This is a genomic window from Butyricimonas sp. Marseille-P2440, assembly GCF_900091675.1.
GTDB classification, from domain to species: Bacteria; Bacteroidota; Bacteroidia; order Bacteroidales; family Marinifilaceae; genus Butyricimonas; species Butyricimonas synergistica.
The window spans coordinates 1,313,909-1,327,186 of sequence record NZ_LT594610.1 but is presented as its reverse complement, the minus strand read 5'-3'; the positions used below and the strand labels follow the sequence as shown (position 1 = coordinate 1,327,186).

Annotated in this window: 9 protein-coding genes, 2 tRNA genes and 1 pseudogene; 5 read left to right on the top strand and 7 right to left on the bottom strand. The window is 45.3% G+C overall.

What is annotated here, in order from left to right; genetic code table 11:
* Positions 1–420 precede the first annotated feature (420 nt).
* The 3 genes from BN8899_RS20500 to BN8899_RS16565 all read right to left on the bottom strand — a co-directional run bounded on the left by BN8899_RS20500 (position 421) and on the right by BN8899_RS16565 (position 6,448).
* Positions 421–1,419 (bottom strand): AAA family ATPase, encoded by a 999-nt coding sequence (locus BN8899_RS20500; protein WP_082987106.1) that lies wholly within the window; start codon positions 1,417–1,419, stop codon positions 421–423.
* Between the two features lie 278 nt (positions 1,420–1,697).
* A complete protein-coding gene (locus BN8899_RS16570) occupies positions 1,698–3,002 on the bottom strand; it encodes an MATE family efflux transporter (protein ID WP_065220229.1) in 1,305 nt (434 codons plus the stop codon).
* The gene (locus tag BN8899_RS16565) at positions 2,999–6,448 is read right to left on the bottom strand and encodes an AAA family ATPase (RefSeq protein ID WP_065220228.1); all 3,450 of its coding nucleotides are present in this window, start codon (positions 6,446–6,448) and stop codon (positions 2,999–3,001) included. The genes BN8899_RS16570 and BN8899_RS16565 overlap by 4 nt, the downstream gene beginning before the upstream one ends.
* Positions 6,449–6,572: 124 nt before the next feature.
* On the opposite strand from BN8899_RS16565, the gene BN8899_RS16560 reads away from it, so the two are divergent.
* Positions 6,573–6,875 carry a Dabb family protein gene (locus tag BN8899_RS16560; RefSeq protein WP_065220227.1) on the top strand — a complete coding sequence of 101 codons (303 nt, stop codon included), beginning with the start codon at positions 6,573–6,575 and terminating at the stop codon, positions 6,873–6,875.
* 57 nt (positions 6,876–6,932) lie between these two features.
* On the opposite strand, the gene BN8899_RS16555 is transcribed toward BN8899_RS16560, so the two are convergent.
* The 3 genes from BN8899_RS16555 to BN8899_RS16545 all read right to left on the bottom strand — a co-directional run bounded on the left by BN8899_RS16555 (position 6,933) and on the right by BN8899_RS16545 (position 7,653).
* Positions 6,933–7,005 (bottom strand) — tRNA-Gly (locus BN8899_RS16555).
* Positions 7,006–7,017: 12 nt separating this feature from the next.
* Positions 7,018–7,090 (bottom strand) — tRNA-Gly (locus tag BN8899_RS16550).
* Between the two features lie 131 nt (positions 7,091–7,221).
* Positions 7,222–7,653, bottom strand: coding sequence for an Hsp20/alpha crystallin family protein (locus tag BN8899_RS16545; RefSeq protein WP_065220226.1), 432 nt, complete (start codon positions 7,651–7,653; stop codon positions 7,222–7,224).
* 210 nt (positions 7,654–7,863) lie between these two features.
* Between BN8899_RS16545 and BN8899_RS16540 the strand changes: the two genes are divergently transcribed.
* The 3 genes and pseudogenes from BN8899_RS16540 to BN8899_RS16530 form a co-directional block, all read left to right on the top strand.
* A complete protein-coding gene (locus BN8899_RS16540; protein ID WP_065220225.1) occupies positions 7,864–8,376 on the top strand; it encodes a gamma carbonic anhydrase family protein in 513 nt (170 codons plus the stop codon).
* Positions 8,377–8,417: 41 nt separating this feature from the next.
* Entirely contained in the window at positions 8,418–9,068 is a 651-nt protein-coding gene (gene rpe / locus BN8899_RS16535) for a ribulose-phosphate 3-epimerase (protein ID WP_065220224.1), read from the top strand.
* 17 nt (positions 9,069–9,085) lie between these two features.
* A pseudogene (locus BN8899_RS16530) lies at positions 9,086–9,811 on the top strand (cell division ATP-binding protein FtsE); the annotation flags it as partial.
* A 269-nt stretch (positions 9,812–10,080) separates the two neighbouring features.
* Here the strand turns inward: BN8899_RS16530 and BN8899_RS16525 are convergent.
* Positions 10,081–10,536, bottom strand: a complete 456-nt coding sequence (locus tag BN8899_RS16525) for an SPOR domain-containing protein (RefSeq protein WP_065220223.1) — start codon at positions 10,534–10,536, stop codon at positions 10,081–10,083.
* A 191-nt stretch (positions 10,537–10,727) separates the two neighbouring features.
* Between BN8899_RS16525 and BN8899_RS16520 the strand changes: the two genes are divergently transcribed.
* Positions 10,728–13,277 carry a S9 family peptidase gene (locus tag BN8899_RS16520; RefSeq protein ID WP_065220222.1) on the top strand — a complete coding sequence of 850 codons (2,550 nt, stop codon included), beginning with the start codon at positions 10,728–10,730 and terminating at the stop codon, positions 13,275–13,277.
* Position 13,278 lies beyond the last annotated feature (1 nt).

Genomic DNA, 13,278 nt, shown 5'->3' with positions numbered 1-13,278 from the left:
ACACCTTGAACAATTTCTTAAAGTTAGGATCATCCTTGCTGGTTATCGATTTCGTGATTGAAGTAAAACTTTTTAAACAAGAAGAAAAACCGTATTCTTCCACATGAATTTCCAGTTCATCTGCACATTTTAAGATAAAACCATCCATTGCAGGAGAAATCATTATCAAATAATGAAAATTATCCTTATGTTTTTTCAATGATAAAGAATCCGTGTGTGCTATTTCTATGAATTCCGAAACATACCCGACCTACCGTTTATCATGGTCAATAATCCCGACTGCAAACTTATCTCCGAATCTTCTCTTCATTGTATTGACCACAGTATTACACCCTTTCTGATGATTACACCCTTCTGTTGCAATCAACGTTTCAACTAGATTCGTGTCAATATAGCATTCCGGTATAATAAATAAATCTTTCATCGTTTCAGGTAAGTTTCTAAATTGAAGAACATATCAACACCGCTTTCATACATCTCCTGCAACTCTTCATCCGTGGCTCTTTGCACGAAAGTGTTTCCCATATGCATTCCTGTAAAATAAATCGCCAGTTCCCCATTTAACAACTCCAGTAAAGCATTCGTGATATAAGGGCTATGTGTAGTAATAAAATACTGGTTTTCTACATCATCTATAATACTTTGCACCACATTGGCAATATAAGGCGGATACGTGTGCGCTTCCGGTTCCTCGAATAACAACACGCATTGTTTATTACTTTGTATAGCAGCTTTATAAAATATTAATCGCTGTAATGTATCTGACAAAGAATGAAACGGAACAAGAAATATATTTTGATCGCTATTCTCTTTCATGATCTTTATTTCCTGGCTACCGGTATCAAAAACGTATTTCAACCCATATTCATGGAATATACCCGTAAGTTCGTTTTTCAATAATGGCAATTGAGCAACAACTCCCATCAGATTATCACCCGAAGGAGGCAATAAAAAATCCTGCAAACCAGACTCTTTATTAAAACAAGTCGGGAAAAAATAACCACGGAACATATTTCCCGCCACATCCGGCATATTTTTTTTTGTGTATGCCAATGAACTTGAGAAAGGTAAAACGATCTCTTCCCCAGAAACGGAATAACGCAATCTCACTTCGATTCCATTCTGTGGTACCCATTTAAGCAATGCTTCCATTCCATCCGCCCAAACCTGAATATCATCCTCGATAGCGCCATTATGAAACAATTCAGACAAATTCTCGACCCTTATAAATTGTTGTAGATCTTTCTTTTTAAGATATTTCAAAAAAGGTAAACAAAACAGCGACAATGCTTCCAATAAATTGCTTTTTCCCACATTAGGTTTTCCTATTAGCAAATTTATTCGCTTGCAATCGTCCAAACGAACTTCCTTTATCGACTTGAAATTCTTTATATGAATATTTTGAATGAAATGTGACATATCTCCTGTTCTTAGTTATCTACCAAAGGCAAATATAAACTTTTTCAAGCGACTTTTTCATAAAAGCATTAACTTTTTCAAGCGACTTTTCCTCTCCGCCACCCCCAAGTGCCCCCTGCCCCACCTTTGCCCTACCATAAAAACCATGCATGAACCTATCATAAACGAATCATGAACGCAAATCCACGTCTATGCTACGTTCATGATTCGTTCATAATTGGTTTATATGGTAGCGTATCGATAGCCTTGAGGCAACGAAAGGAGCGATTAAATATTCTTCATCTTCTGTAAATAATCCTCCGAAAGCACCCGGCGGCCCATATCGTTTGCATAATTCCCCGTAAAGCCAGATAAACAAGAAACGAGAGCCATAACATATGATTATTCGTGGCACCGGAAAAAGCGTAATAAATAATAAAGAACGCCCCGGAGGCAACCAGCATAGCCCACAACATATATCGAGTAGCCGTGGCTCCGATCAAAATGCCATCCCAGAGGAAGGCGGCAAATCCAGCCAGTGGAATAGCCAGTACCCAATAAAAATAATGGCTCGCCGTCTGAATCACGTTCCCGTCATTCGTCAACAAACCTAAAAATCCCTCGCCACCTAAAACATATAATACAGTAAACACCAGCGATAACCCTACGCCCCAACCGAATAAAGCCCGTACAGCCTGACGCAGGCGACGAAGGTCGCAAGCCCCCACGTATCGTCCGGCAAGTGCTTCCCCTGCATAGGCAAAACCGTCCATGATATAAGAAAACAAGGTAAACAACTGCATCAACAAAGTATTTACCGCCAGAATCACGTCTCCTTGCCGTGCACCCGTGGAAGTAAAAAACGTGGTAACCCCGATCAGGCACAACGTGCGCAAAAATATATCCCTGTTCACGGCAAAAAAACGACGCATGGCAAGCAACTGGAGGCTTCCCCGGAACCTGATATGCAGTCGCAAATCTTTAAAATTAAACCACCACAACCCCATTGCCATAAATACCCCGCAATACTGGGCGATTACCGTTCCCCAGGCAACCCCTTCAACCTTCATGCCGAGCACAAATACAAAACACGAACTACACAATATATTAATCACGTTCATGACAATCGCGATATACATCGGGTAGCGGGAATTCTGCATCCCGATAAACCACCCCGTGAAACCGTACTGCGCCAACACGGCAGGCGCTCCCCAGATACATATCCGGAAATAAGTAACGGCATGCCGCTCCACCTCGGCACTCGTGTCCTGCAACCTGAAAGCCAAGCGCTCGATAGGGTATTGCAGGATCAACATCATCACTGCCGATATAAGCCCCACGCTGACGGCTTGCACGAGCACACGCGCCTCGGCATCCCGGTCTTCCCGCCCGTATGCCTGTGAAGTCAACCCGCTGGTACCCATGCGCAGAAAACCGAAATTCCAGTACAAGATATTAAACAACAATCCCCCCACCGCGATAGCACCGATATAGGCGGTAGCCCCCAGGTGCCCCACGATCGTCACGTCCACCAATCCCAGCAAAGGGACGGTGATATTCGACACGATAGAAGGAATAGCAAGACGGAGTATTCTACGATTCATTGCTTGTACCCGATTGTCTGCCGTTCCGAGATCATACTATCCAACATTTGCGGGGTGAACATCTCCACGTCCTGCTTCGTGACGGAATAAGTATGTTCCTTATCGTTCATCTGCCCGTTTTTAGCCAAACGCTGCACCCGGTTGCGAATCATCATTTCCGCCACGAGCTTTATCAGACGTGCACTGGCATGGCTTCTTTTCTTGTTTGTCACGATATAAGAAATAAATTGAGCCATATGCTGTTGCGCCGTCCGGGTCATGCGGGTATTGTCCGTTGCCAGGTCACGTTTCAGTATCTCCATCAATTCTTCTTCCGTGTAATCCTCGAACACAAGAATATTAATCATATCGGAAACCTTCTCTACCTCGTCGTTGATAATCTGGCGTGGCGGATCCTGTTTGGCGTATATCACGTTATAAGCACCCGGTTGCGTTGCCAGCTGGTTCACGAGTATAGCCCTTACCCGATCACGGAAACCGGAAATCTCGTTCAGGCTGCTGGAATCTTCATCAAAGAAGAACAACCCGCCCTTGGATTGCAACAAAGCCGTACCGATACTTTGCATGGCATCTTCTTCCGTCAACCCGATCAACCGTTCCACCTTGAAACTAACGACCTCACTCTTGTCTATGATACCCATAGCCTTGTAAATACGGGCGATAATACGTGCAACCGTTCCTTTTCCCATTCCCGAATTACCGGTAAAACACCATTGCAACGACAAACGTGTGTTCAGTTTGATGCCCTGTTGGTTATAATGGCGAGCCAAGTCGATGAAATCGTGTATCTGCTTTTTGAGTTTTTCCTGCCCCACCATGCGGTCCAAGTCCTTCAAAGCCGAGGCAATCGCTTTCTCGTCAAAAGTATCTTTATAGGAATTCGGGAGTTCCGAAGTGGCAGTGGGAATATCTGCAGCCATCAATGTCGTGATCTCCTTGCGGGTAAGTTCCCGTTCTTTCCTGATCTTCATCGTACGGGCAGACAGGTTGTGAATCGCTTTATCTACCATCTTCTCGACAAATAAAGCATTCCCGAAATATTTATCATGATCCTGGCATACTTGTGTCACCAAAGCCTTGAAAGCTTCTTTCGCCTTCGGGTGCAAAGTGTAATTCTTCTCGGTTATTTTCTGAACGGCTATTTCCAGCAATTCCTCCGGCGTGTAGTCGGCAAAATGGAAATGATACGGGAAAAGCGACTTCACCCTCGGGTTCCCCGCGAGAGCCTTATCCATTTCTTCCGTATCGCCGCTCATGATTACAATCGTATCCCCGTTATCCGTGGGTGACAATTGCCCGAAAATAACACTCAACGCCGCGGCACCCACGCTATCCTGAAACAACGTGTGGGCATCTTCCAAAAAGAGAATCCCACCCCTCGCCTGTTCAAAAACGTACATCGCGATCTGCTGCGGGGGAATCGAACCGTCACCGATAAGTTCACCCTTGCTCCTAACCGTCACCATGGAAGTTTCCAGCACTCCCGCCGACTCGAATATCTCCCCGAGCATCCGTGCCACCGTCGTTTTTCCGGTTCCCCGGTTTCCGGTAAACAGCATATGCAAAGGCGGAATCGCGTCCGCGTAACCGTGCTTCTGTCTTTCCCGAATAAAATAAATATAATTGATATAGCTAATCAAGCTGTTTTTCAACTCTTTCGACCCGATCATCCCGTTTAATGCATCCACAGATTTAGTCGGGTCCGGTTGCTCCAAAGTTTCAATATCTTCCACTTGAATCAACATCATATCTTCTTTCGAGTGAGTCCCTTTTCGATCCGCCATCAACCGTTTTGCCAACTGTGCAGCAGCATTATCCAAGCGTTCTTCTATAAACTTACCGTTATCGAATCCCGATTCCTTCACGGAACAACAATCCTTCAGCATATCGGAAAATTTATTTTCCGCTTCCGGGGTAAACTTGAATTGCCGTCTTTCCAACATCTGGCGGGTAATCTCCATTAATTCATCCGCCGAATAATCGTCAAAAATAAACTGGTACGGGAAACATTTTTTCATTCCTGGTATACCATCCGCGATCGCTTGTAACGCCACGCCATCTCCCGCCATGACCACAACCAACTCCGGTTGTTCCTGCTCCAAAATTCCCAACAATATCGTGAAAATACGCATAGCCGGGTCATTCGGGTCACTTGTAGGGTACAACTCATCGGCATCCTCGATCAAAAGGATTCCCCCCGTACTTTTCGTGATCGCTTCCCGGATCAACTGCTCTTCAACCGTGTACCCGGGACGTGTGAAATCCTCCCTCTTGTATGGATGTACTTTCCCGTTCGCCAATACTCCCAAATGGTATAGAATCTCTCCCACGATCCCCGCAACCGTGTGTTTTCCGGTTCCCGGGTTCCCCATGAGAATCATATTCAACACGGGAAGTTTATCATTAAAACCGTTTTCCTGGCGCATTTTCACGAATTCCGCCAACTCGTACATCCGGGTGATTTCCTCCTTCACTTTGCGCAACCCCACCAATTGGTACAAACGGGACAAAGCTTCTTCTTTATCCCGCGGCATCGACGAAGCCCCTGCCTCCTCGTGTACCAGCCCGTTGACAGCGGCAATTTCATCCGTGAAATTATAAGGTAAATCTTGATCTCCTATCACGAATTCCAGTTGAATAACAGGTTGGTCAAAACAAACCACTTCCACCCGATACTCCCCTTTTTCCCAGAAATTATCCAGTCCGGCACCCAAGTCCAAGGCAAAACAAAGCAGACGCTTCCCTTCCCGGTTCGGGATATAATAATTGCCTTTAGCCACCCGGTTCGCCTTTAGCATTCCGCTCTCGTCAAACACGTTTATCATGAATTCATACGTCCACTCGCTCGACAGAAAGTTCTCTGCTACAAGGTAAAAACGTACATCAGCCAAGCCTTCACTCGAAAATGCTTGATACGAATGGGGACGTTGCACGTCGGGAGCCTCCTCCACGCATTTATCAAATCCTATATCCAACAGCTGGAAATAATCCCGGAACAGATCGTGCGGTTCCAGCAGATGAATTTCATCCGACAAACCTGCCTGCCCGTTTATAGCCACTTGCACCCGGTAAACACCCTCCTGAAGTTTAAAATTAGAAAAATCTTCGGCAGAAAAGCCGGTCGAGAATTGAAAAACCGCTTCCGTTTCGGGAATCGTAACCTTCCCCTCTTTTTGTGCCACCAGCACGGGTTGCTCCCCATTCATGTACACGAGAGCCGCAATGATTTTCGCTTCCCAAGGTTGTTCATCGAATTGCTTATTGATGACTTCCGTGTCCACGTACAGCGTGTCGACCTCATTCAACCGGAAAACCGTACGATAACGTTTATTTCCCGTGAAATCGATCACGTCGCTACAACTCGTGCGAATACTCTTGAATTTGAAATTTATATCGGTAGCAGCCTGTTTTTTCGATGCCTTCGAGCTTCTTGCTTTTTCTGCCATAACTTATTTATTTATATTACTTTTACTTGTACCTTTCCCTACATATTCCTTCCTTCGCTTCCAAAATTAGCTTTATTTTTGATAAAAGACTATTTTTGCATCGTTTTATTTAAAATCAAAAAGTATGCTAAAACATATCGTCATGTGGAAACTCAAAGAGTTTGCCGAAGGAAAAACCAAAGCGGAAAACGCCCGGATCATGAAAGAAAGCCTGGAAAAGTTAGTCGGCATCGTTCCGGAAATCAAATCGCTACAAGTCGGGATTAACGTGAAGGACTCCGAAATGGCATACGACGCCGTTCTCATCTCCACCTTTGAGGATACCGACGCTCTCGCCCGCTACAAAGTACACCCGGAACACGTGAAAGTAAGCAGTTATTGCAAAAAGATACGTGAAAGCCGGGTTTTCGTTGATTTCAACGAGTAATACTTTCCTGGAAAGGAAAAAGGCTGTCAAAAATGTTTGACAGCCTTTTTCAAGATGAGCGAAAAACGGGGCTCGAACCCGCGACCCCGACCTTGGGAAGGTCGTGCTCTACCAACTGAGCTACTTTCGCGTTTAAAAAGTGAGCGAAAAACGGGACTCGAACCCGCGACCCTAACCTTGGCAAGGTTATGCTCTACCAACTGAGCTATTTTCGCATTCAAATGATCTAAGAACTCCTGAGGTTGTTCCCTCAATTGCGATGCAAAAGTAACACCTTTTTTCTAAATGCAAAAAAAATGACCGATTTTTTTTAGAGAAATCGGTCAAAACTCCGCGTACTAATTATCTACTTAATCTGAATTGTTTGGCTTATTTTAGCCTTCTCCTCGTTCTTCGGCATTGTAATTTCCAGAATACCATCTTTATACGAAGCTTCGGCTTTGCTCACGTCGTACTTGTCTTCAGGCAACTCTACCGTACGGAGGAAAGAAACGGAAGAAAATTCTTTTCGCAAAAATTTCTGATCTTTGTCTTTTTCTTCTTTTTCCTCTTTCTTCTCGCATGAGATGGTCAAGTAGCCGTCCTTGTAGTCCAGCTTGATGTCGTCTTTGCTCATCCCCGGCACTTGCAGATCCAAGGTCAATGTCTTGTCGTTCTCCTTCACGTTAAGAGCCGGTAATCTCCTCTGTTCCATCGTTTCCCCGTAAGACGAGAAAAAATCATCCAATAAAGACGAGTAAAATGGTCTTAAATCGTTGTTTCTTTTCACAATACTCATAACTATTCCTCCTGTAATTTAGTTTAGAAATTATACCTCATTATACGTTCTTCTCGAAAATCTTGTTCCAAAAAAGAATACTTAATATCCGTTTATCGGCTTGTTTTCTGCCGTATATTTCGTAATTTCGACTCGTCAAAAAAAACATGAACCGCAAAATTGAATATTGATATCATTTTCAATCTTCAGTTTTCAATTTTCAAATAAATTATGGCTATAATCAGAGAATTAAATGGACACACGCCGAAATTCGGTAAAAATTGTTTCTTGGCTGAGAATGCCGCTATCATCGGAGAGGTTGAGATGGGCGACGATTGTAGTATATGGTATGGTGCCGTACTAAGAGGTGACGTGCACTATATAAAATTAGGTAATAAAGTAAACGTTCAAGATAACGCGACAATACACGCCACGTACCAGAAATTCCCGACCAATATCGGGAATAACGTATCTATCGCACACAATGCAGTTGTACACGGGTGCACGATTCACGACAACGTGCTAATTGGCATGGGAGCCATCGTGTTGGACAACGCCGTGATCGAGAGCAACTCCATCGTTGCCGCCGGAAGCGTGGTTACCAAAGGAACCGTGGTAGAATCCGGATGGGTTTATGCTGGTGCTCCCGCTAAAAAACTCAAACAAATGGGACCGGAATTGTTGCGCGGAGAAGTTGAACGTATCGTCAACTCCTACTCCATGTATGCCAGCTGGTACAAGTAATAATTGATTTACTCTAAACTTTAAATTTTAAACTCCGACATATGAGTGTTATAGTTTCTCCCTCACTATTATCTGCAGATTTCTTGCATCTTTCCAAAGATATTGAGATGGTTAATCGAAGTGAAGCAGATTGGTTCCATCTGGATGTTATGGACGGTGTTTTCGTTCCCAATATATCGTACGGACTTCCGGTTGTATCACAAATAAAAAAGGCGGCACAAAAGCCCTTGGACGTACATTTGATGATCGTGCAACCCGAAAGGTATGTCGAGGCATTCCACAAGGCGGGTGCTGATATCCTGACCGTGCATTACGAGGCTTGCACCCATCTTCACCGGACAATCCAACAGATCAAGGCACAAGGCATGAAAGCCGGGGTTTCCCTTAATCCGCATACTCCCGTTATGCTTTTGGAGGATGTTATCCGGGATATTGATGTTGTGCTGTTAATGAGCGTGAACCCGGGATTCGGCGGACAAAGTTTCATCGAGGAAACCATCCATAAGGTCATTAAATTGAAACAATTAATCCGGGAAACGAATGCAAATACCTTGATAGAGATCGATGGCGGAGTGAATTTTGCAACAGGCAAACGTCTGGTTGACGCGGGTGCGGATGCATTGGTTGCCGGCAGTTTCGTGTTCAACTCGCCCGACCCGGAAGCAAACATCAAAGGACTGAAAGAATTGTAAATCATAAATTACTACGCGTGGAAGCAATTATAAAACTGGAAAATGCGGTTATTCGCCAACAACAAAATACCATATTAAAAGAGGTGTCGCTAGAGATCGCCGAGGGTGAATTTGTCTACCTGATTGGTAAAGTCGGTAGCGGGAAAACATCCTTGCTGAAAACTCTATATGCAGAACTTCCCTTGAAATATGGCACCGGAGAAGTGGCTGGCTACAAGTTGAACAAGATTAAAAAATCACAAATAGCCTACTTGCGCCGCAAATGCGGTATCGTGTTCCAGGATTTTAAATTACTGACCGACAGAAACGTGTATGCCAATCTGGAATTCGTTTTAAAAGCAACGGGCTGGAAGGACAAGAAAGCTATTCGTGAAAGAATTAACGAGGTACTGGAAAAAGTCGGATTACCGGAAAAGCGGGATAAATTCCCACACCAGCTATCCGGCGGGGAACAACAACGCATCGTGCTGGCACGGGCTTTATTGAACGCCCCTCCTATCATCCTGGCAGACGAACCGACGGGAAATATCGACCCGGAAACCGCTTATCAACTCGTGGAACTCCTGAAAGATATTTGCGATAGCGGCAAAACCGTCGTCATCGCCACGCATCAATACGAATTAATCAACCGTTTCCCAGGACGTGTATTCCGTTGCGAGAACGGTGCCTTGCAGGAAGACTTCTCCTTCGCGGAAAAACAAGCCGTCAAAAACAAGGCAATTGAAACCGTCGAGCACATCGACCTCACGGAAGAAACGGAAGAGATCGAAGAGTCGATCTCTATTCCTGAAGAAACAACGGAATCCACATTTGAAACTGAAGTGCCGGAAGAAACGATTGTCATTCAGGAAGAAATAACGATCAATGATCCGATTGTTGAAACACAAGTCGAGGAAAACGAGCAGAAAGAAAAGAAGAAAGACGACAATGATCCCGATGTTGTCGGGTTTGAACTAATCTAATAAAAAAAGTCGCTGGGATTCCAGCGACTTTTTTTATATCTGATAATTGCTTATTTCTTGGAAATCAACAACCATGCATCCGAGTATTCCGGATACTTCTCCCGAACCCGCAGCAACTCGGCACGAGCAGGAGCCTCTTCATCAAATCCGGCAATGCTTACCCGGTTCATCCCATTTTCATTGCGCATGATGATGCTGGTATATCCCATCCCGTTCAATTTATTCCGCAAATTGATAGCATTGGTTTCGTTAGAAAAACTCCCCACGATCACGTTATAACGTTTCAAAACATCCCCGTGCGTCATTGTCACCTTCTCTTCTCTTGAAACAACCGGTTTCGTGTTTTCCGTTTTTTGTGTTGTTTGGGTCGTGGCTTGCGCGTTCTCCTTTACAACAACCGCTTCAGTTTCTTCTCCTTCCTCAAAAGGCGGTGCGTACACCTTTTTGTTCGTACCGCAACTGATAGCTATAAATGCCAGTAATATTACAGATACAATAATTTTCATTTTTCCCAATTTTAAATGTTATCAATCTTCTATTTCTTGAAGGAACAAAATTAGCGAATATAATAACACCTCCACACGTTTTTAGAATATTTTTTATATCCCGTTTATCTCTCTGAAAAATCTTGTTATGGTTATTAAAATATATTCCATACTTTTGCACGTGTGAGATTAAAATAACCAAATACAATAAAATGAGAAAGCTAATCTTTTTATTCATGATCGTCTGTTCGATCCAGTTGCAGGCACAGACGATCGGGAAATGGATGGGGCTCCCGCCCGTTCCTGTCGAGATGCCTGCATTCGGGAACATGAAGAACGTGGAAGGCAAAACATTCACGTCCGCCCAACTATTGACTTCATCCGTGTTTAATATTGAGAACTTTAACCCGAAAGTAGACACCCGGGAATTGCAATTCCATTCGCTGACATGGCAAAAGGCGACCGTGAGCGACGGCATCGTCACCACCGATCACGCGGGAAACACCCCGGCTATCGTCATCAGTGCTGTCTATGCTGCCAATCCCCAGTGGATGAGTGGAAAATTGGAATTCAATTTCTACGGCGATGCCGAAGTGTATGTCGACGGGGAGAAAAAAATCACCTACACGGGACACAACGGTGCGGAAGCCGTTAAACGGGATTGTCCGCTGGAATGGGTACCGGGCAAACACGTGATTATCGTGAAAAGCCTCGCCAACGGGGACAATAACAAACTTTTCTCTGCCAGCTACACTGCCAATGCAGACTTCACCGAAGCTCCCGTCACGTTCACCCTTTCCCCCGAAAGAGGAAAGAATATCCTGGACGTGCTGAACGGCAAACGGGTGGAAAGAATACAAATATCTCCCAGCGGGAAATACCTGCTTATGGCGGAGGCCGAAATCATCAAGGGAAAAAGCAGCCGCATGACCAACGTGTACCGCCTTGCAGACAAGGAGATCGTCTACACGTTCTACGGGAACGACGCTTCCAACCTGACTTGGATTCCCGGGCAAGACAAACTTTCCTTTTTGCTGAAAGAAGGAAACGGAAATTCCCTCTATACATACGATATCGAAAATCAAAAACAGGAACGCCTGTTCAAAGCCGACCAGAACATCAGTTCTTACAGCTGGTCGCCAGACCGCACCTATCTAGTATATTATAAAACAGAAAATTATAGTGACAAGGATTGGGAACTCCGCAAACTGGACGGCATAGAAGACCGCCAGGCGTATTACCGCAACCGCTATTTCCTGTGCAAATACGACCTCGCCACGGGCATACATACCCGTATGACTTGGGGCAACCTGACGACCTCGATGATGGACATCAGCCACAATGGGGACTATATCCTGGTCAGCACGGGAAAACCGGATTATAACGAGTACCCGTATCGCAAACAATCCGTTTACCTGCTGAATGCCCGTACTCTCGAGGTGGATACTCTTTGGGAAAACCGCCTGCAAGGTATACAATGCTCGTTCTCCCCGGATGACAGCAAATTATTGATTAGCGGTTCTGCCGATGCTTTCGGCAAGACCGGGATAAATATCGCCAAAGGACAAATCGTCAACGGGTATGATACCCAACTGTTTATTTACGATCTGAAGACCAAAGAAGTAACCCCTATCACGAGAGATTTCAACCCGAACGTGACCAATTACGTTTGGCACAAAGACGGGAATATCTACATCGTGGCAGAAGACACGGACTACGTCCATCTGTTCCGTTACGGGCAAGACGGCAAGATCACGAGAATAAACTGCCCGGGAGACCTGGTGCAACGGTTGAGCCTTGCCCAAAACGGGAACACGGGCATGTACACGGCTTCCGACGCCAGCTACCCGACACGGGTTTACACGCTCGACCTGACCGACCTTAAAGCACAAGAATGGGCGAACCCGCAAGGCGAACAATACCAAAACATCGTGTTCGGACAAGTCAAAGACTGGGATTACGTTTACAAGAAAGGCACCACGATCGACGGACGCTATTATCTGCCCGCCGATTTTGACCCGAACAAGAAATACCCGATGATCGTGTATTATTACGGCGGGACTTCCCCCGTGGAAAGAACCTTTGGCGGAAGATGGCCTTTCAACCTGTATGCGGCGAACGGGTATGTTGTGTACGTGATGCAACCCTCTGGTAGCACCGGGTTCGGGCAAGAATTCTCTGCCCGCCACCAAAACAACTGGTGCAAAACAACCGCGGACGAAATCATCGCTTGCACGAAAGCTTTCTTGAAAGCCCATCCTTTTGTCGACCCGAAACGGGTGGGTTGTATGGGTGCTTCCTACGGGGGATTCACCACCATGTACCTGCAAACACGCACGGACATTTTTGCCTGCGCTATCTCGCACGCCGGCATCTCCTCTATCTCCAGTTACTGGGGCGAAGGTTACTGGGGATACAGTTACAGCACGAATGCCTCGGGACATTCCTTCCCGTGGAACCGCAAGGACATTTACGTGGATCAGAGTCCCCTGTTCAATGCCGACAAAGTAAATACCCCTATCCTATTGTTGCACGGTACTGCCGACGTGAACGTACCCACGGGCGAAAGCATCCAGTTCTACACTGCCTTGAAACTTTTGGGCAAAGACGCCGAACTGGTACTTATCAAGAACGCCGACCATGCCGTGGTTGACTACAACCAACGCATCATCTGGGGCAATACCATCATGGCTTACTTCGCCAAATACCTGAAAGGTGAACCCGCCTGGTGGGAAAATATGTACAAGGATAAAAATTTATAGG